Genomic DNA, 19,680 nt, shown 5'->3' with positions numbered 1-19,680 from the left:
ATTCTCAAGTTAAGGAGGGCAGCACTATGAATCTTCCCGCACCTCTGCCTCCCGCAGAGCAGGCCCACTGCCGCCGCACGGCGGCACTATCCGAACTGCTGGCCAAGCTGGCCGGCTTACCGGACTCCGAGGTGAGAACAGTTACCCAGTCCGCCCTTGTCCACGACATCGGCAAGACGGCCATCCCGCCCGCCATCCTTGGCAAGACCGGACCGCTGACTGAAGAGGAGCATGCGATCATGCGTATGCACACTGCCATCGGCGCCCATATCCTGATCCATACCCACGGCGCCATGCGCACCGCCTCCGCCGTGGCGCTCCAGCACCATGAGCGCCTGGACGGCAGCGGCTACCTGGGCCTGCGCGGGAATGAGATCCATCCCCATTCGAAGCTGGTCGCGGTCGCCGATGTCTTTGACGCCCTGCTTTCGCCCCGCCCCTATAAGCGGCCGTGGAGCATTCGGCGTACCTGCGATTACCTCTCCAGCCTCGCCGGCGTGAAACTGGACGCCAAACTCGTCGGACTTCTGCTGGACCACCTCCCGCAGGCCCTGGCGCTGCGCCATGAGGAAATACGCATAAGGAGCAGATTACGCATTCCTGCAGATTATGCACACAAGGGGAAGGGGGTGATTGGCCCATGCTGCTGCAGGAGGAACAGTACATTATCCATTGGCTGACGGAGTATGGCGCGCTGACCAAGACGCAGGTGGTCCGCATGCTGAAGGATAAGCCGCCCCAGACGGCGGAGAAGATCATCCGGGGGCTGAAGCGTGACGTGTTGCTCTATGACATTTCCGGCGGGTACTATCTGGGAGTTGACCCCATGTGCCAGCCGGACCCGCGCATGATCCTCGCGGTGTGGGTGCTTTTGCAGTTCATTGACAAGGTGGAGCCCATGGCCCACTACCCGGCCACCTATCCGTCCCAGATCTTTTTCCTCAAGGAGGACATCGGCTATGAGATCGTCGTCCTCTACGACGGGGAGCAGCATCTGGCCCGCCTGCTCCAGCCGCAGGAGGATCTGCGGTACATCTTTGTCCTGCCTCATATCCACATGGCGCAGGAGCTGGTGCTGCCGAGTGTCCCGTGCCTGTTTGCCACGGTGGACTACAACGGTCAGGAGGTGCCCGATGTGCGCTTTTACACAGAGAGCGAGGGCGGCCGGGATGGCGCAGTCTGACTTTGGGCAGGCTTTGGCCGGGGCCGAGCGCCGGATGGAGCGCGCCGCTGTGGAGCTTGCCCGCACCCGGCGCCTGCTGGAACGGGAGGATATGGCGGGCGCGTTCGGTTCTGCCTTTGCCTTCTCCGCGGAGGTGGAGAAGCTGGCCCTGCTCGCACGGGTGCTTCCGGCCTATACCGGGCACCCGAAGGCAGCGGAATTGACGGAGCAGATGCTGCTGGACACCGTGCCCATTGAGATGGGCTACGCCAGGCGGGGATGGTTTCTGCTGAAGATCCCCGCGCTCCTTCCAAAGAAGGGAACGGGATCGCCTATCTATATCCAGCAGTATCTCTATCCCGCCCTGCGCCGCTACTTCGACGGCAAGCCGCCGGCGTGCTACCGCAGCTGCGTGCTGGCTTACCGGCATGTGTATCAGCGCGGCAGGCCGGAGCGGGCCTACCGCGACCATGACAACATTGAGGTCAACATGGTGACCGATATCATCACGCTCTACCTGCTGCCGGATGACGCCCCCCGGCGGTGCGCCCATTACTACTGCAGCACAGCCGGGGAGGTGGACTGTACAGAGGTGTATGTGGTGCCCGCCAGCCGGTTTCCCGAGTGGCTGGCGGCGGAGCAGGCGGACGATCTGAAGGAGGATACCCTGTATGAAACGAGCGAAATATGGGCCTGAAAAGATACGGGATTTTAGGCCCGTTTCCAGGCCGCAGGCACACGTAAATCCGAAACGGCGGAAGATCCCCGAAAAGACAGGGGTTCCCAAGCGCGACCGGGAGCCGATTTGCGGCAAAGAGAGCAACAGCCATGCCTTAAATCCCGATGACCCCGGGCAGTCCGAATGATCACGCTCCGGCCCGGCAGCCACGTCTGGCGCCTGCTGCTCCTGCTGGCCATCTGCGGGGAGTACCCCTACCGCTCCCTTCACCTGCTGGGTAGTGTCCGGACGCTGGAGGAGCTGGTCAGAAGGCTGGAGGTGGTGCAGCACTTCCGTACCCCCGCCGGGGCAGACCTCGGCGCCTGTAAAATGCTCACCACCAGCGGGAGGGGGAACAGGCGGACGATCCGGCTGTATAAGAGCGCCCTATCGCTCCTGCAGGCCCTGCACCCGGCAGCCCTCAGCTGGTATCTTGCCGCCACCGGCGGTCACCGCTTTTCCGGGAGTGTAAGCCATGTGGAGCGAAATCATCGGGTCGCGGAATCGGTGGCAATCTGTATGGGGGCCGGAGTGGAAACACGCCCCTTCCTGCTGCCGCCCCTGCAGAAGCAGGCGATCCGGCAGGTCGTGCCGGCATATGCCTGCTTTTACCCGGCAAAATCGGTCAAGCAGCTGGACAATACCGAGATGAACAAGACCATCTTCACCCGCCTCACCGGCGCCATCTTCAGCCCGGGGTACTGTTACGCCGTCTACAACACAAGGGACGCCGTGATGAAGTGGAGCGGGATGGGCGAGTTCAAGACCGCCCGGCACCTGGAGGAGCTGGCCCGCATGAATGCGGGCCCCGCCCGGGCAGACCATGCCATCCTGCTGGGGGAGCATATGGACCTGGCGCTGCAGACCCTACTGGAGTCCGACAAGAGCCGGCGCATGGAGCTGCGCTTTGACCGGATCTATCCCCATGTGCATTTTATCCCCATGACCGAGCAGGGCTCCCGCCTCCTACGCCTCCTGACGCTCTCAGACTGGCATGAGCAGGTGCTTGCCGCGGTATTCCCGGAGCGGATGCGTGTGAGGTTACCCGGTGTGATGGAGTATGACGCACAGGATGGGAACACCCTGATTCTCTCCCACCTGGATGGCGACATCGCCCGCCTGGTGCGGGTGCGGCAGGCGCTGGAGCACAGCGGCGCGCCGTATGAGATTCTGTGCTTCCCCTGGCAGAGTCAGTTTGTGGACAGGTACATAGGCGGCCGGGCACAGCTGCGGGAGATCGGCTTGCCGGATCTGGAAGATGCCCTCGGACTCAGAGCAGGGGAGGGGGCAGACGAAGGGAGTTGATGCGATGAAAAGTAATTCTGTGCGCGCAGCGGGAATCGTCCTCGCCGTGATCCTGGGTGTGGCGGCGCTGCTCTATCTGGGCGGCCTCATCAGCCAGCTCACCATTGGCTACCAGAAGTGGCTGGCCGACGGCGGCATGACCGGCAAGGCCACCATGGGCGCCATCTATTTCTCGCCCCTTGTGTGCTGGCGCAGCGCCATGACGGGGAGCGGCCTGAAATGCACCTTATTCACGGCGGTGCTGGCAGGCGGCCTGTTCGTATTTGTACGGCTCCAAAACCGATTTGGGAGCAACGACTACGACCCCCGCAACTTCACCCGCAGCAAGCGGGGCACCTACGGCACATCCGGCTGGATGAGCGAGAAGGAGATGCGCTCCGTGCTGGAGGTGGCCGGTCCGGAGCGTGCAAAGGGGATCATCCTGGGCAAGACGGAGCGCGGCTCCGTCATCTGCCTGCCGGAGGACACCCGGCTCAATAAGCACATCGCCGTCTTCGGCGCCAGCGGCACCATGAAGTCCAGGGGCGTCATCCGGCCGGCCCTGTTCCAGAGCATCCGGCGCGGCGAGTCGGTAGTGGTCGCGGATCCAAAGTCGGAGATGTTCGCCGACACGGCGGAGCTGTTCAAAAAGCACGGCTATAAGGTGCGGGTCTATAACCTTCTGCAGCCGGAGTACAGCGACTCCTGGAACTGCATGTTTGACCTGGGCGGCGACACACTCATGGCCCAGATCCTCACCGACGTGATCATCTCCAACACGAAGGGCGATGAGAAGGGCGACCACTTCTGGGACAACGGCGAGAGCAACCTGCTCAAGAGCCTGATCCTTTATGTGGACCTGGACAGCACCCGCACGCCGGAGGAGCGGAACCTGGCCGCCGTCTATCAGATGCTCACCCAGCACACGGAGAAGGAACTCACCATGCTCTTTGACCGGCTGCCCATCGGCCATCCGGCCAAGGGGCCGTACAGCCTGTTCAGCCAGGCCAGCGACACCGTGCGCGCAGGCATCGTCCTGGGCCTTGGCACCAGACTCCAGGTGCTCCAGAGCGAGGCCGTGCGGCGGATCACCCGCAGCTCCGACATCGACCTGTCTGAACCGGGCTGGAGCAAGTGCGCCTATTACATCATCCTGGACGATCAGAACTCCTCCCTGGAGTTCCTGTCGGCCCTGTTCTTCGCATTCCTGTTCATCAAGCTCGTGCGCTACGCCGACAGCACCCCGGAACAGCGCTGCAAGGTGCCGGTCAACATCATCCTGGACGAGATGAACAACATCGGCACCATCAAGGATTTCGGCAGGCGGCTGTCTACCATCAGGTCGAGAGCGCTCCAGGTCATCATGTGCTCGCAAAGCCTTCCCCAGCTGCAAAACCGCTACCCCAATAACCTGTGGGCGGAGCTGCTGGGCAACGCCGACACCCAGATCATGCTGGGCGCCACGGATGACGTGACTGCGGAGTACTTCAGCGCCCGCAGCGGGGACATGACGGTGGAGGTCAACTCCACCATGACCACACGGCAGAGTCTCGCCCTGGCGCAGGTCATCCCCCAGTACCGCTACACGGAGGGGATCGGCCGGCGGCGGGTGCTGACCCCGGACGAGGTGCTCCGGCTCCCCAACGATGAGCTGCTGATCATCCTGCGCGGCCAGAAGGTGCTCCGGGCCAAGAAGTTCGACTTCACCGAGCATCCCTATGCCAAAGAGTGCGAGCGCACCAGTATCCAGCGCTACCAAACCGACCCGGCGCCGGCTCAGCCGCTGGAGCCACCGGCTCAGTCCATGCCTGCTGAACCCGACATGGACAAACCGCCCGGACCGGCGCCTGCCGCCGCCGCAAAGCCGCCCGTTAAAGCGAAACCGCCACAGGCAAAGCCGAAGGCGCCCGTCCCCAAGTCACCGTCATCTGGCGGTCAGCCCTCGGAATTCCCTGCAAAGTCCGCCAAACGGCCCAAGACGCTCTACGAGAGCTCCCGGCCGCCGGCGGATTTTTAATTGTCCGCCCCCATAACCCACATCATCAACCAAAGGAGGAACCCATACCATGGCAAGAACCAAGAAAGAGATTGAGGAACAGGCTCCCGATGCGGAGCAGGAAACCACCGGGACTGAGTCTGATCCCGTCCCCCAGACTGAGCAGGAAACGCCGCCCGGCGAGGTGGCCAATGCCGGTGTGACGGACCTGGAGCTGGCGGCTGCCAAGAGCCTGGATCCCGACGCGCCCCAGACCGACCTGGAATCGGGCGACGATCCCGATGGCCAGGCAGCTCCGCCCCAGACTGACCCGGAATGGGACCCGGATAGCCAGTCTGAGTCTGGCCAAGAAACCTTTTCATCCCAGACTGACATGGAATCCGCCGACTCGAATGCCGGTTCCCAGACTGACCTGGAACCAGCTGAAGAACCCGGCGATGGCCAGGCATTTGATCCCACGGCCGATCTCGGTTCCCAGACTGAGCCGGAAACAGAACCGGACGACAAAGCCTCGACTCAGTCTGAAGGGGACGCTGCGGCTGAAGGGGACGCCGAGCCGCCTGCCCCGCCCAGGCGCCGGCGCACCTCCCGCAAGAAGGCGGCAGAGGTGCAGGAGGCGCAGGACGGGGGAGAGGATGTGCCCGCGGAGGAGGAGCAATCCGAATCCGGGCAGCCCCAGAAACTCCGCATGCCGGGCAGGCGCCGCCAGCGGGTGGTATCCATCGACGCTGAACGGACGGTGGAGACGGATACAGACCGGCTGCGCAACGACCTGCTGGACCTGGTGGAGTCCCTCAAGAGCAAGAAGATCCTCACCGGTACGATCCAGGGCGTGGAGCGGCTGGCGGATAACCCGGAGATGTCCTATGCCGTCATCTACCACGGCGACTTCAAGGTCATCATCCCGGTGCTGGAGGCCATCGAGGAGCCGGAGGACTACCGTGGCCAGCCCAAGGGCGACGTGCTCCACTACCTGCTCAACAAGCGGCTGGGCGCGGAGGTGGATTACATCGTCAAGGGCATCGACCAGGAACACAACGTGGTGGCGGCCAGCCGGTTGGAGGCCATGGCGCTCAAGCGCAGGGAGTACTACTTCCGTACCGACCGGGACGGCAACTACCAGATCTATGAGGGCATCCGCGCCGAGGCACGGGTCATCTCCGTCATCCGGGCGGGCATCTTTGTGGACCTGTTCGGCGCGGAGTGCTATATCCCCCTCCGTGAGCTGTCCTACCAGCGCTGGGTGGACGCCGCGCAGCACTATCAGCCCGGCCAGCGCGTGCTGGTGCGGGTGCTGGAGGTGGACCGCAGCGACCGCAACCGGCCCAGGGTGACCGCCTCGGTGAAGCAGGCAATGGAGAACCCCTATGAGAAGGCGCTGAAGAAGTATGTGGTGGGCAACCGCTATGTGGGCACCGTCAGCATGGTCGATCTCAACGGCGTGTTCGTGTCCTTGGACGGCGGCATCGACTGCCTGTGTACTTATCCCAAGCGCGGCCGGCCGCCCCGGGGCGCCAGGGCGACGGTGCGGATCCTGGGCATCAACCACGAGAACAACCGGATCTGGGGCGTCATCACCCACATGTCCACCACGCGCTGAGGGGAGGGGAGCGGACCATGACGATCCAGAGACGGCTCCGGGTGACCCTCCTGACCGCCCTGTGCCTGGCCATGTGCCTTTGTACCACGGCCTTCGCGGATACGGACGGCACCGAGCCGAAGATCACCCAGCAGCCGGACCAGCTGGTACTTCAGCTAGGCACGCGCTGGGCGGGCGTGGAGTTTGAACTGCGCACCGATGCCGGAGTCTTCCCGGCCCCCATCATAGTGGACGAGACTGGTGTTCTGACCATGGATCTGGGCGGCAGCACCACCTACACCCTCAGCTGCATCAACTCCACCGTCCCCATCCCTGACCCGCCCGCAGAGCAGGTTCCTGATACCCAGCAGCAGCCGGACAGCTCAGCCCAGCAGCCTTCCGGACAGGTACAGCAGCCGCAGGAGCAGGTCCCCGCCGGAGAGCCTGCCGGCGTCCCCATCGCTCCTATGGTGGTGTTTTTCGTCGGCCTCGCCTGCGGGATCGGCGGCCTTGTGGCCCTCTACTTCGCCAAGCGACGCCGCCAGCAGGCCGACTACGACGAGTGGGCGGAGGAGGATGAGGAACAGTATTGACCGGCAAAAACCGCCCCAGACTGAGATAAAATCTCCCAGACTGAGATGGGCAAAAAAGTGGCGGAAATCGCGCAAAAACTGCGTTTTTTCATTGACTATTTGCCGGCATCCTGTTATAATTTCATTGTAGCAAGATACTGCGCGCAGGCTCTCGATACGCCGGGGCGCCTTGGCGTCAGACCTGCCGGTGCAGGCGGGGAATCGTGACGGAGCCGCTGTCCCGCGGCCCCACAAAGCGCAGGTCTTGTTGATAAAATATGTGGCCGGAAGGCCGCTGAAATACAGTGCAGAGTCAATGGCTGGATGCGACACCAATACTCCAGCACCTGGCTCTGCATTGTCTTTTTTCAGCGGGCTTCCGGCCTTTTTTGTTTTTCAGCCGGCTGTGATAAAGCCGGTGCGAGTAGGAACTATGGAAGATCTCTTCCGGAAAGGTGGGATACAAGGTGAGCAAGAGATCAAGACGCAGCCGGACAGGGGTGCTGCCCGGCGCCGGACGCCTGCGCTGCCACTGCGGCAGCCCCGCTGTGCTTCGAAGCGCGGAGGGCCTTTGCAGGACGCACCGGCCGGGTGCGATGGCCTATGTCTGCTCCCGGTACCCGGCGTGCGATTCCTATGTGATGGCGCACCCAGGCACCTTGGAGCCCATGGGGAGCCTGGCCGGGCCGAAACTGCGGCAGCTGCGCTATGCCGCGCATCGGGAGTTCAACAAACTGTATCAGTCCGGACTCATGAGCAAGCGGAACGCCTACCAGTGGCTGGCCATGACCGTACAGGCGCCCATGGCCCACGCCCATATCGGACATCTGGGCGAGTATTACTGTCAGGTGGTCATTGACGAGAGCCGGAAACTGCTCCGGGAGCGGCTGGAGCAGCAAAACAAATTGAAAGAGGTAGCAGGAGGTGTATGATATGCTGTCGCCGCTTACGAAGGAGCAGCGGATGAAGGTAGAAGAGAACATGGGACTGGTGGGCAAGGTGATCCAGGACTGCGTCCATACCCTGGGCGCCGGGAGCATGTTCGACTACGACGACCTGTTCCAGATCGGCTGCCTGGGGCTTTGCAAAGCGGCCCAGACGGATAAACCGGGGCACACGGTGGCCTTTTCCACCTACGCCTACCGGCTCATCCGCAATGAAATCTATACCGAACTGGAGCGCGCCACCCGCCGGGGGCGGGAGGTCGCCACCGATCCTGCCGAGCTGCCCTGCACGGTGCTGGACGATGATACCCCGGAGCAGCGGGAAGCCTGCTCGGCGCTCCTGGTGCGCCTGGAGCGGGCGGAGGCCGGGGCCGCCGGCGTGACAGCCAAGGGGTTCCAGGCCATCCGGATGCTGATGGACGGGTACACCAACCGGGAGATCGGGGAGATGTTCGGCGTGCCGGCAAATCATGTAACGGCGTGGGTGTCCAGGGCCCGCAAGGCCCTCGGCGCTTCAGAGTGATGGGCAGGTGAGAACTCCCTTTTTAAGGAAAGTAGTGATTTCAAAGAAAATTGAAAATTCCCGTCAAATTGACGGAAATCCCGACAGCTTATTAAAATTTCTCTCTGTCTGTCGGCATAGAAAAAGGACAGTCGATTTTCTCGGCTGCCCTTGTGGGGAAACAAAGTTATTCTTCTGCGTTTGAATCAAGTGTTCCTGCACCGTCATCGGTATATAGGTCGGCAGGGATTGAACTAACAGCAAGTTGTTCTTCTGGCGACAAGGAATTATACCATTCAAGCCATTCAAGAGTTTCTTCGGTCAAGTCAGATTTGCTAAATGACTGTCCATTAAATTCAATGGTTCCATTAGAACCTATATCCCCAGAAATAGGGGTCAATGCCTTTAATAAATCTTCGCCTGTAACACCTAACTGAGCACCATCACTTGCAAATGGAATGTGCAACAAATATTCTCCGTCTACTTCATAAACATAAATATAGATGCCAGAACCAATATCTTGTGTATTGCCCAAAAGGGAAAGGACTTCTTCTCTTGTCATAGCTGGCTCTAATTCTCTTATCTGTTCAGATGTTACTTGTGTCGGCACGTCAATCTGCTCTTCGTTACCTGGCAATAGGTTAAGGATTTCTTCGGTTAATGGACTACTTTCTCCAGCATCGATGGTTTTTACTGCTTCTTTTATTTCTTTGTGGGAGTAGTCGCCCAAATCTTCAACAGGAATACCGAGGGAATTCAGATAATCGACTGCCGCATTATATTGAATTGTATCAATAGCAAATGCGGTTAATGGTACCATCAAGCACAAACAAGCCGCAATAGCTCCCCACTTTACCCAGCCGGGCTTCTTTGCTTTGTGATATGCCCTTGCCTCGTTGATATGATTCTCATTGATGTCACCGAGGACTTCATACAGTTTTTCATTCGTCATAGTTCAAAGCCCCTTTCTAAAAGGTAGTTGTGTAGTTTTAGGCGGATGCGGTTAAGAGTCATTGATACAGCTCCATCATTCATATTGTGCCGGACGGCAATTTCTGAAATGCTGTCGGTGTACCAATATCGGCTGATAAAAATGCTTCTTTTCTTTGGTGATAGACGATCCAAAAATGTATCAATGGCTTTCGTGAGTTCCTTTTGGTCAAATGCCTGCTCAACATCATCCTTGCCAGACACCAGGTCAGAAAGTTCCTCCAGAACCACAGGCAATTCTCCGCTACCTCGTTTATCGGCGGTATTGTGTTTATACCTGTTAAACGACAGGTTTCTTGTAATTTTTCCAAGGAATGTGGACAGAATGCTTGGCCTGTAAGGCGGCATGGCGTTCCATGCGTTTAAGTAGGTATCGTTGACACATTCTTCAGCATCTTCCTGATTGCCCAGTATATTCTTAGCAATCGAGGTACAGTAGTTCCCGTATTTGTCAGATGTGGCATGGATGGCCTGCTCGTTTCTATCCCAGTATAATTGGACTATCTGTGCATCATCCATCGGTTTTCACCTCGCTTCCTTATTTACCTTTTCACCTATATACACAACTTTTGAACTCGAATCTCACACATTTTTTTGAAAAAAACTTTCTCTTTAATCATACCATATTGTTATCACTGTAGTATATAGCAATAGGACCACCATCCAGTTCTGAATGATAGTCCTGCCTGCCCAAAGGGAATGCTTGCTGTTTGGTGAAACCGACGGAGTTTGGGCCATCACTACTTATCTTGAAAAGGGACGGTGAGAAATGGGAATTGCTTTTCCGGCCGGAACCACCTATAATGGCACTTAGATTTTGTGTTTGTGAGGTTTCGGCCATGGGGAGAGCATCCACGAGAGAGAATAAGAACATCTATCAGACCACCCGGGAGGCCATGCACCTGACCCGGGAGGCCGCCGGCGAGCTGCTGGAGTCCATTCCGCCCGAGCGCATCGAGAAGATCGAGAACGAGCGGTCCCTGCCCCACCCGGACGAGGTGCTGACCATGGCGGAGAAGTACAAGCAGCCGGGCCTTTGCAACTACTACTGCGCCAATCAGTGCCCCATCGGGCAGGAGTATGTGCCGGAGGTGAAGATCAAGGACCTCTCCCAGATCGTCCTGGAAATGCTGGCCTCCCTCAACTCCATGAACCGGCGCAAGGACCGGCTGATCGAGATCACCGCCGACGGCGTCATCAGCGACGACGAGCTGGAGGACTTCATCCGCATCCGGGAGGAGCTGGAGCGCATCTCCATCGCGGTAGAGACGCTGCAGCTGTGGTCGGAGCGGATGCTGGCCACCGGCGCCATTGACGCTGAACGGTATGAGGAATATGAGCGCCGGCGTGCGGAGCGGGATTGAACCGGGTATTTTGCCGCGGCAGTGGAAATAGAGGGGCCTAATTTGCCAAACCGATGCTGGAAGCCGCTGGTGCGGGATGGTAGAATACGGGTAAGCAGAGAGAGCAGATGCTCCTGTGAAGTTTGCGCAGCGAGGTGACGGCGATGGATCCAAAAACGAGACTCCTGGCGATCCGCCTGATGGAGAACCTCCGGAAAAATCCCGCTTACGCCCAGACACTGGGCGTCCAGGTGACCTTAAAGAGATCCGCCTGAAGGGTTGGGCTCCCATCCCGATCCGGCGGCGGCTGAGGGCTTCACAGCTGGGTGAAGCCCTCTTTTGCAGAGAGAATTGATGCCTTGGGAAGGGAAAGGAGCGAAACGAGATGAACGGCTATGACCAGCAGCTGAAGGAGCTGCTCGCCCAGTGCGCCCGCAAGCGGAAACTGGAGGCCTCGGCCGCGGAGCTGCGGCGCCAGCGGGATACCTACGCCGCCAGGGCGGAGGAGCTGAAAGAAGCCATGCGGGAGGAGCAGGCGGATGTGGACCGGCTGGAGGGCCGGAGCCTGGCCGCCTTCTTCTACAACGTGGTAGGGAAGATGGATGAAAAGCTGACGCAGGAGCGGCAGGAGGCCTACGCCGCCCGGGTGCGGTATGACGCGGCGGCCCGGGAGCTGGCCGGCTCGGAGGAGGATCTGGCCCGGTGCCATGCGGAGCTGGAGGAGTTGGACGGCTGCGAGGAGCGGTACGCCGCGCTGCTCCGGGAGAAGACCCAGGCGGTCAAGGCCGCCGGCGGCGCGGCCGCGGAACAGATCCTCCGCATGGAGGAGCGCGAGGCCTACTTAGAGAGCCAGGAGCGTGAGCTGGGGGAGGCGTCCGCCGCCGGGCAGAGCGCCCTGGCGACGGCCGATGGGATCCTGGAGAGCCTGAGCAGCGCGGAGGGCTGGGGCACCTGGGACCTGATCGGCGGTGGGCTCATCGCCGACCTGGCCAAGCACAGCAGGCTGGATGAGGCACAGGCGGCGGTGGAGTACCTGCAGTCGCAGCTGCGCGCCTTCCGGACAGAGCTGGCCGACGTGACCATCAGCGCTGATTTCCAGGTCAATATCGACGGCTTCCTCCGATTTGCCGACTATGTGTTCGACGGTATCTTCGCCGACTGGGCGGTGCTGGACCGGATCAACCAGGCCCAGGCCCAGGTGGAGGACACCCGGGCGCAGATCTGCGCCGTCCTGGACCGCCTGGGGCAGATGGCGGACCAGGCGGAGCGGGAGCGGGCCGGACTGCGGCAGGAGATCGAGGGCCTGGTCAGCAGCGTGCCCATGTAGGATAAATCGCTAAGCGGTATGGGAAACAAGAGGGAATAAGGAGAATAACGAGTATGGATGATGACGCGGGTGCCCAGGCGCCCCAGTTGCTCTGGATCAATTGGACGGACCAGGTGGTGTCCTTCCATTCGGAGGAGGGGTTTGATCCGGTGGCGTTCCCCGACCACGACGCCATGCTGGCATATGTGTTCCAGAAGACCTCCAACGGCTTTCGCATCCAGTGAGAGGCCGCTGGGAGAAAATCGACTGCAAGGAGTAACCCATGAAATTTATCATTGAGCACCTGTCCAAGCGCTTTGAGCAGAAAGAGGTGCTGAAAGACATCGACTTTACCTTTGAGGAGGGGAGGATCTACGGCCTTTTAGGCCGAAACGGCGCCGGTAAGACGACGCTCTTCAACTGCCTGAACCGGGACCTCAAGGCCGACAGCGGCAGCTTTTACATCGAGGAAAACGGTGAGCGCCGGGAGGTGGCGGCGGAGGACATCGGGTATGTCCTCTCCACGCCCACGGTGCCGGAGTTCCTCACCGGTCGGGAGTTCCTCAAGTTCTTTGTGGACATCAACGCAGACTCCATCCGGGCCCCCAAGCCCCTGGATGAATACTTTGCGGAAATGAGCATCGCCCCGGAGGACCGGGACAAGCTGCTGAAGGACTACTCCCACGGCATGAAGAACAAGATGCAGATGCTGGTCAACATCATCGCCCAGCCCAACATCCTGCTCCTGGACGAGCCGCTGACCAGCCTGGACGTGGTGGTGGCCGAGGAGATGAAGAACCTGCTCCGGTCCCTGAAGGACGGGCGGATCACCATTTTCTCCACCCACATCCTGGACCTGGCCCTGGATCTGTGCGACGAGATCGTGCTGCTCAGCCACGGGGAGCTGGAGGTGGTGGAGAAGTCCAACCTGGACGACCACGCCTTCAAGGAGAAGATCATCGCGGCGCTGAAAGAGGAGAGCTATGCTTAAAACACTGCGCATCTCATTCGCCCTGAAAAATACATACCGGGTCAACGGCATCCTGCACTCCCTCAAGCAGATCCCCCTTTTGAAACGGGTGCTGCCCGACCGGCTTTATCAAGTGCGGGGGCTGAAGATCTTCGCCAACATCCTCTCGGTGCTGTGGAAGATCGTGTCCATCTTCCTGGGGAAGCTCCTCTACTTCCTCACCATGGTCTGCGGCGTGGGGCTCCTCTACGAGCGGGCGCCGGCGGGCCTCGGGTTCCTGCACATCCTGCTGTTCCTGACGCTGATCGGCTCGTATATGAACACCAGCCTCTTCAACCCCACCCTGGACAAGTACTACGCCATGATCCTTCTGCGGATGAACGCCCGGTCCTACACCCTGGTAAACTACGGCTACGCCCTGGGGAAGGTCGTGGTGGGGTTCCTGCCCTTCACCATCCTCTTTGGCCTGGACCGGGGCGTGCCGCTGTGGCTGTGCCTGCTGATCCCTGTCTGCATCGCCGGCGTGAAGGTGGCGGTGGCCGCCGACTCCCTGCGGGACTATGAGAAGCACGGCTATGTCCGCAATGAGAATAACCTCCAGAAGATAGCCTGGCTGCTGACGGCGCTCCTGCTGGCCCTGGCCTATGTGCCGCCCGCCGTGGGTTTCGTCCTGCCCCTCTGGGCCTCGGCGGCGCTGTTCCTGGTCTGGATCCCGCTGGGGCTCCTGAGCCTTCGGCGGGTGGGAACCTTCCGCTACTACCGGGAGATGAACCAGGAGCTGCTGGCCCAGATCCCGGGCCAGATGGACAAGGCCAGAGCGGCGGTCAAGACGGCCAATGAGAAGAACATCTCCGCCGACACGTCCATCACCAGCCGAAAGAAGGGCTTTGAGTTCCTCAACGACCTGTTCGTCAAACGGCACCGGAAGATTTTGTGGAAATCCGCCCTGCGCATCGCCTATGTCTGCCTGTTTCTCTGCTGCGGCGCGGTGCTGCTCATGGTGATCCAGCCCGGCACCAAGGCGGACATCAATAAGATGGTCATGACGTGGCTGCCGTACTTTGCCTTCATCATGTATCTCATCAACCGGGGCACCGGCTTTACCCAGGCCCTGTTCATGAACTGCGACCACAGCCTTCTGACCTACTCCTTCTACAAGCGCCCGGGGTTCGTGCTCAGGCTGTTTCGCATCCGGCTGCGGGAGATCATTAAGGTCAACGCCGTGCCGGCGCTGGTGATCGGGTGCGGCCTGGCGCTGATCCTCTATATCTCCGGCGGGACGGACAACCCCCTCAATTATGTGGTGCTGGTGGTCACCATCCTCGCCATGAGCGCCTTCTTCTCCATCCACTACCTGACCGTCTACTACCTGCTGCAGCCCTACACGGCCGGCACGGAGATGAAGAGCGGGACCTACCGCATCGTGATGGTCCTCACCTATGTGGTGTGCTACGCCATGATCAACGTCCGTATGCCCATCCTGATGTTCGGCGCGATGTGCATCGCCTTCTGTGTGGCGTACTCCATCGTGGCCAGCATCCTGGTCTATAAGTTCGCGCCCCGGACCTTCCGGCTACGGACGTAATATAGGAGATCTTCACCGAAGAAAAGAGCGGGGGAGCTGTGCCGGATGGCGCAGCTCCCCCGCCTTTTTCGTTTTTATGGGCCACCGTAGGAAGAAACTCACGGCAGAGTCAAGAAAAATGCCTCAGCCGGAGGCTGCGGAGAAGAACATGACAAAGTAGATCGGGAGATAGGTGATCTTCCCCTTGCTGGATACCTTGCGCTCATTGGACAGTACGAATGCCTTCTTGATATGGTAGTCCTCATTTTGGACAAAGGTGTTGAGCGCGCTGTGTACGGTATAGTCCTTGCCGGACTTGACCTCAAGGGGGACGGCGGAAAGGCTGCTATAATCGTCGATCAGGTAATCGACCTCGCCCTTGCTGCGGTTGTCATAGTAGTACAGCTTATAGCCATGGGCGGCCAGTTCGCCGGCGACGACAGTCTCATAGACGGATCCCAGATTGATGCTCTTTTCATCATCCAGGACGGCGCGGATATTGTTCCCGTAAAGAAGGCACGTCAGGAGTCCCACATCGTTGAGATAGAGCTTGAGCAGGTTTTTCCCTGCGGACTCGATCAGCGGGAAAACCGGATTGGAGATGGCCTGAACGGGCAGGGCGATCCCGGCGCTGATCAGATACTCAAACTCGTCGCTGTAATCGCGGAAGGTCTTTCCCTTCTTATCCTCGATGCTCTTGGCCACCACGCGCTTTTTCTTGTTCTCCATATTGGAGGGGATGAGGTCGTAGATGCGCCGGATCATCAGCTTCCGCTCCTCGCCGTATTTTGAGGCGTCGGCGGCATAGTAGTCATGGATCTCCCGCTGGATCTCCCGCACAGTCTGTATGTTCTTCTCCGCCAGATAGGTATTGACCGCATCGGGCAGCCCGCCGACCAGCAGATACTTGCGGAACAGATCCATTACCTTGTTGTGCGTCGCCTCGTCCAGCGCCTCCAATGCCTCAAACCTCCGGCGCATAGCGGTGATGGCAAATTCATTCAGCCCATTCGCATACAGGAACTCCTCAAAATCCAGGGGGAACATCTGGACCTTTCGGATGCTGCCCATGGGAATGGAGGGGGTCTGCGCCAGCGTGACGCCCAGCAGCGAGCCGCTTGCGATATAGGTGAACCGGCCGTCCTGAGCCAGAAACTTGAGCATGGTGAGCAGGTGAGGATAGGCCTGGATCTCATCCAGGAAAATCAGCGTATTTTCCTTTTCCTTCATCCTGTCGCCGGCGAGCATACTCACCTGAAGGTAGAAGTCCTCCACCGTCCGGACGTTGGCAAACAGCCCGGCGCCCAGCGCGTCCTCCACCAGGTTGATCTCGATGTAGTTCTCAAACAGCTTCTGCCCCACATAGCGGACGATGTAGGTCTTGCCCACCTGACGTGCGCCGTCAATGAGCAGGATCTTGTTCGAGCCCGATTGCAGATGTGCCTCGATCAGAGAGGCTATTTTTCGGTAAAGCATACGGCACCTCCTGATGAACAGATTTTTCAATAGGATTATACTGCATATAGTATGACTTTTCAATAGATTTTATATTCAAAAATCCGAACTTATCAAATAGAGGGACCGCCGGAGAGAACTCGTTTAGCCGCCGGGGTGATGACTACGCAGGGGGGGCGGCAGCAGGGAGTAACTTCAGAGTCCGACTGGATATTTTCCAATCCATCTTGATACTTTCCTTAGAATTGCCTGTTACCATAGCGGCAGAATCTGATAAGGAGACTTCTGCTATGGAAACGACACGCGCATTGACTAAGACCGGCGGCATCACCGAGACGGGGCTCAAGTGGATCGCCCTGGTCACCATGGTGATGGACCACATCCACTACTTCTTCGGCTTCACCGGCATGATCCCGGAGTGGTTCAGCATGGTGGGGCGGCTGGGAGCGCCCCTGTTCCTCTTCTGCCTGGTGGAGGGCTTCACCCACACCCACAGCCGGAAGAAGTACTTCGCCAAGGTCTACATCCTCTCCGCCGCCATGTCCGCCCTGCTGTTCTTCATGGCCTTCGGCGGCATCCTGGTGCGGCCCGACGGGTTCTACCCGGGGAACGGCATGATGACCACCTTCGCGGTGCTCATGGTGATCTGGCAGGGCATCGACTGGCTGGGACAGAAAAAGGTCCTGCCCGGGCTGGCGGCGGTGATCCTCCCCCTGGCCTGGCCCATCCTGGCAAGCCAGCTGTCTGTGGCCTTTCCCGCTCTGGCCACGCCGCTGGGCTTTGCCGCCTACTCGGTCCTGCCCACATGGGGCACCACCGGGGACAGCGGCTGGCCGGTGCTGGTGATGGGGCTGGTGCTCTACCTGTTTAGAAAGCGCCGGGGTGTGCAGGTGGCGGCCTTCTCCGTCTACTACATCCTCTATGGCGTAGTCTATATGGCCGCCATAGCCTCCGCTATGGCCCCGGACTTCGTCTGGTGGCAGCTCTTCACCCAGTACTATGAGATCTACGGCATCTTGGCGGCGCCCCTGATGCTGTGGTATAATGGCCGGCGGGGCGGCGGGCATAAGCTGCTGTTCTATGCCTTCTATCCCGCCCACATCTACATTCTCTACGCCCTCTCCTGGGGGCTGTACCTTCTGCTGAACTGAGGTGACATGATGGCCCATATCCTGGTGGTGGATGATGACAAGGATCTCTGCGCCCTGCTGAGGACCGCCCTGGAGCGGGACGGGCACCAGGTGTCCACCCGCCTGAGCGGCCGGGAGGTGGACGAATCCGCTTGCCGCTGGGCGGACTGCATATTGCTGGATGTGATGATGCCGGGGGAGGACGGGTTCGCCCTCTGCCGCCGCATCCGGGGGCTGGCGGACTGCCCCATCCTCTTCCTCACCGCCAAGACCGAGGAGGCCGACGTGCTCACCGGCCTGGGGCTGGGCGGGGACGACTACCTCACCAAGCCCTTCCGCGTCGCGGAGCTGCGGGCCCGGGTGGCGGCCCACCTTCGCCGGGAGCAGCGCACGCCCCATGCCCGCCTGCGCCGGGGGGCGCTGGACTTCGACCTGGGGGAGCGGGCGGTGTACTGGAAGGACACGCCCTTGAAACTGACCAAGGGGGAGTACGCCATCTGTGAGTACCTGGCCATGCACCCGGGCCAGACCTTCTCCAAGGAGCAGCTCTATGAGGCGGCCTTCGGCTACGACGGCGAGGCGGACGCCTCGGCCGTGACGGAGCACATCAAGAACATCCGGGCCAAGCTGCGCCCGGCAGGGGAGAGCCCTATTGAAACCGTCTGGGGGGTGGGCTACAAGTGGAAAAATGGATAAGACGGCCCGCCGGCCTCACCGCGCTGTTCTGGCGGTATCTGATCACCACCGGCGTCGTGGTCATCCTGCTGGCGGTCCTCTGGTGGTTTGGCATGACCACCATGATGCGGTATGGCATCGTGTATCCGGCCAACACCGCCGCCAGCGGGGTGGAGGCGGTGGCCCAGGCCCTCTCCTCCGGGGAACTGGACACGGAGGAGATCCCCTACTTTTACCGCTGGGCCATCTTTGACGGGGGCGGGCAGGTGCGGGACCCGGGGAACATGGATGAGAAGCACCTGGACTACGCCGAGGCCGCCCTGGCCGGGGAGCGGGACCCCCAGGGAATGTTCTACTCCCAGTACCACCGGCTGACCCAGCTGCCGGACGGGACCACCTGCGTAATCCAATATGACTACTCCATGCCCTACGGCGCCGAGGTGCTTCAGCGCCGCCTGCCGGAGTTCCAGACCTGCGCCACCATCGTTCTGCTGCTCGCCTGGCTGACGGCGGGCGCCATTTCCACCCATCACTTCGCCGGCCTCCTGCGGCGGGACGCCGCCCTGCTCACCGGCGCCACGGAGGCCATCGCCCAGCGGCGGCTGGACGTGCCCATCACCGGGCGGGCGAGGGTGCGGGAGTTCGGGGCGACGCTAAAGGCCATGGACGACCTGCGGCGGAACCTGGCGGAGTCCCTGGAGAGCCAGTGGGGCATGGAGCAGCAGCGCCGGCTGGAGCTGGCGGCCCTGACCCACGACCTCAAGACCCCCCTCAGCGTCATCAGCGGCAACGCGGAGCTGCTGGGGGAGGACGCCTTGACCGAGGGCCAGCGGGAGAGTGTGGACGCCATTTTCCGCAGCGCCCTCCGCCTCCAGGACTATGTGGCCCAGCTACGGGCCATGACCGGCTCCGAGGCCGCCCTCAGCCGGAAAAAGGAAACGTTTTCCCTCCCGGCGCTGGCCGAGGGCTGGCGGGAGGTGGGCCAAAGCCTCTGCGGGGCAAAGCCGGCGGTGTTCCGCTGCCCGGAGGCGCCCCGGCTGGAGCTGGCGGTCTACCGGGGGGACCTGGACCGGGCGGTGAGCAATCTGCTGGACAACGCGGCGCGCTACACGCCCACCGGCGGCGCCGTCACCCTGTCCGTGGCCGCGGACGGCGAGGCGCTGACCATCGCCGTGGAGGACACCGGCCCCGGCTTTTCCGCGGAGGCCCTGGCCCGGGGGGGCCAGGCCTTCTACACCAGCGACGCCAGCCGGCCCCAGGAGGGCCACATGGGGATGGGCCTCTATTTCGCCGCCCAGACCGCGAAGCGCCACGGCGGGGCCCTGCATCTTGCCAACACCGGCCACGGCGCCAGGGCGGAGCTGGTTTTGCCGATCAACTGAAGCCTGCCGGCTGCCCCTCAAGGGGCAGCCGGCAGGCTTTATTGCCGCTTTCTGGGGATGTTAAGACCCGTTGCTTGCGGCAACGGGCAATTTCGGCTACAATAACGG

General features: G+C 60.8%; 21 protein-coding genes. 18 read left to right on the top strand and 3 right to left on the bottom strand.

Features of this window, described 5'->3' with window-relative positions; genetic code table 11:
• Window positions 1-26 precede the first annotated feature (26 nt).
• The 10 genes from KFE19_05610 (at window position 27) to KFE19_05565 (ending at window position 8,778) form a co-directional block, all read left to right on the top strand.
• On the top strand, window positions 27-680 hold the full coding sequence (locus KFE19_05610; protein ID QUO38983.1) for an HD-GYP domain-containing protein: 654 nt from the start codon (window positions 27-29) through the stop codon (window positions 678-680).
• A complete protein-coding gene (locus KFE19_05605) occupies window positions 641-1,183 on the top strand; it encodes a hypothetical protein (protein ID QUO38982.1) in 543 nt (180 codons plus the stop codon). The genes KFE19_05610 and KFE19_05605 overlap by 40 nt, the downstream gene beginning before the upstream one ends.
• On the top strand, window positions 1,170-1,859 hold the full coding sequence (locus KFE19_05600; GenBank protein ID QUO38981.1) for a hypothetical protein: 690 nt from the start codon (window positions 1,170-1,172) through the stop codon (window positions 1,857-1,859). Before KFE19_05605 ends, KFE19_05600 begins: the two co-directional genes overlap by 14 nt.
• Complete coding sequence (locus tag KFE19_05595) at window positions 1,834-2,028, top strand: hypothetical protein (GenBank protein QUO38980.1); 195 nt, start codon at window positions 1,834-1,836, stop codon at window positions 2,026-2,028. Before KFE19_05600 ends, KFE19_05595 begins: the two co-directional genes overlap by 26 nt.
• Entirely contained in the window at window positions 2,025-3,185 is a 1,161-nt protein-coding gene (locus KFE19_05590; GenBank protein QUO38979.1) for a hypothetical protein, read from the top strand. The genes KFE19_05595 and KFE19_05590 overlap by 4 nt, the downstream gene beginning before the upstream one ends.
• Window positions 3,139-5,181 carry a type IV secretory system conjugative DNA transfer family protein gene (locus KFE19_05585; protein QUO38978.1) on the top strand — a complete coding sequence of 681 codons (2,043 nt, stop codon included), beginning with the start codon at window positions 3,139-3,141 and terminating at the stop codon, window positions 5,179-5,181. The genes KFE19_05590 and KFE19_05585 overlap by 47 nt, the downstream gene beginning before the upstream one ends.
• Before the next feature lie 49 nt (window positions 5,182-5,230).
• A complete protein-coding gene (locus KFE19_05580) occupies window positions 5,231-6,760 on the top strand; it encodes a S1 RNA-binding domain-containing protein (GenBank protein QUO38977.1) in 1,530 nt (509 codons plus the stop codon).
• A gap of 17 nt (window positions 6,761-6,777) precedes the next feature.
• Entirely contained in the window at window positions 6,778-7,332 is a 555-nt protein-coding gene (locus tag KFE19_05575) for a hypothetical protein (protein ID QUO38976.1), read from the top strand.
• 446 nt (window positions 7,333-7,778) lie between these two features.
• Window positions 7,779-8,243 carry a hypothetical protein gene (locus KFE19_05570; GenBank protein ID QUO38975.1) on the top strand — a complete coding sequence of 155 codons (465 nt, stop codon included), beginning with the start codon at window positions 7,779-7,781 and terminating at the stop codon, window positions 8,241-8,243.
• Window position 8,244: 1 nt separating this feature from the next.
• Window positions 8,245-8,778 carry a sigma-70 family RNA polymerase sigma factor gene (locus KFE19_05565; protein QUO38974.1) on the top strand — a complete coding sequence of 178 codons (534 nt, stop codon included), beginning with the start codon at window positions 8,245-8,247 and terminating at the stop codon, window positions 8,776-8,778.
• A 166-nt stretch (window positions 8,779-8,944) separates the two neighbouring features.
• Here KFE19_05565 and KFE19_05560 read toward each other — a convergent pair whose 3' ends face one another.
• Window positions 8,945-9,709, bottom strand: coding sequence for a hypothetical protein (locus tag KFE19_05560; GenBank protein ID QUO38973.1), 765 nt, complete (start codon window positions 9,707-9,709; stop codon window positions 8,945-8,947).
• On the bottom strand, window positions 9,706-10,266 hold the full coding sequence (locus KFE19_05555) for a sigma-70 family RNA polymerase sigma factor (GenBank protein QUO38972.1): 561 nt from the start codon (window positions 10,264-10,266) through the stop codon (window positions 9,706-9,708). Before KFE19_05555 ends, KFE19_05560 begins: the two co-directional genes overlap by 4 nt.
• A 320-nt stretch (window positions 10,267-10,586) precedes the next feature.
• Here KFE19_05555 and KFE19_05550 point away from each other — a divergent pair, with 320 nt between their 5' ends.
• From KFE19_05550 to KFE19_05530, 5 genes are all read left to right on the top strand, one after another.
• Window positions 10,587-11,111, top strand: a complete 525-nt coding sequence (locus tag KFE19_05550) for an XRE family transcriptional regulator (GenBank protein ID QUO38971.1) — start codon at window positions 10,587-10,589, stop codon at window positions 11,109-11,111.
• A gap of 364 nt (window positions 11,112-11,475) precedes the next feature.
• Window positions 11,476-12,417: a hypothetical protein gene (locus KFE19_05545; protein ID QUO38970.1), complete on the top strand. Its 942-nt coding sequence runs from the start codon at window positions 11,476-11,478 to the stop codon at window positions 12,415-12,417.
• A 53-nt stretch (window positions 12,418-12,470) separates the two neighbouring features.
• Window positions 12,471-12,641, top strand: coding sequence for a hypothetical protein (locus KFE19_05540; protein ID QUO38969.1), 171 nt, complete (start codon window positions 12,471-12,473; stop codon window positions 12,639-12,641).
• Between the two features lie 38 nt (window positions 12,642-12,679).
• Window positions 12,680-13,387 (top strand): ABC transporter ATP-binding protein, encoded by a 708-nt coding sequence (locus KFE19_05535; GenBank protein ID QUO38968.1) that lies wholly within the window; start codon window positions 12,680-12,682, stop codon window positions 13,385-13,387.
• Window positions 13,380-14,951: a hypothetical protein gene (locus KFE19_05530; GenBank protein ID QUO38967.1), complete on the top strand. Its 1,572-nt coding sequence runs from the start codon at window positions 13,380-13,382 to the stop codon at window positions 14,949-14,951. Before KFE19_05535 ends, KFE19_05530 begins: the two co-directional genes overlap by 8 nt.
• 123 nt (window positions 14,952-15,074) lie before the next feature.
• Here KFE19_05530 and KFE19_05525 read toward each other — a convergent pair whose 3' ends face one another.
• On the bottom strand, window positions 15,075-16,406 hold the full coding sequence (locus tag KFE19_05525; GenBank protein ID QUO38966.1) for an ATP-binding protein: 1,332 nt from the start codon (window positions 16,404-16,406) through the stop codon (window positions 15,075-15,077).
• 269 nt (window positions 16,407-16,675) lie between these two features.
• On the opposite strand from KFE19_05525, the gene KFE19_05520 reads away from it, so the two are divergent.
• From KFE19_05520 to KFE19_05510, 3 genes are read left to right on the top strand one after another with little or no spacing between them, the layout of a single operon-like run.
• Entirely contained in the window at window positions 16,676-17,536 is an 861-nt protein-coding gene (locus KFE19_05520; GenBank protein ID QUO38965.1) for a Tat pathway signal protein, read from the top strand.
• A gap of 9 nt (window positions 17,537-17,545) precedes the next feature.
• Window positions 17,546-18,211, top strand: coding sequence for a response regulator transcription factor (locus tag KFE19_05515; protein QUO39531.1), 666 nt, complete (start codon window positions 17,546-17,548; stop codon window positions 18,209-18,211).
• On the top strand, window positions 18,208-19,572 hold the full coding sequence (locus tag KFE19_05510; GenBank protein ID QUO39532.1) for a HAMP domain-containing histidine kinase: 1,365 nt from the start codon (window positions 18,208-18,210) through the stop codon (window positions 19,570-19,572). Before KFE19_05515 ends, KFE19_05510 begins: the two co-directional genes overlap by 4 nt.
• Window positions 19,573-19,680: the final 108 nt, after the last annotated feature.

It is taken from the genome of Dysosmobacter sp. Marseille-Q4140, assembly GCA_018228705.1.
Classification (GTDB): domain Bacteria; phylum Bacillota; class Clostridia; order Oscillospirales; family Oscillospiraceae; genus Oscillibacter.
Note: the sequence above shows the minus strand (reverse complement) of the source record. Positions and strands in the feature narration are given on the sequence as shown.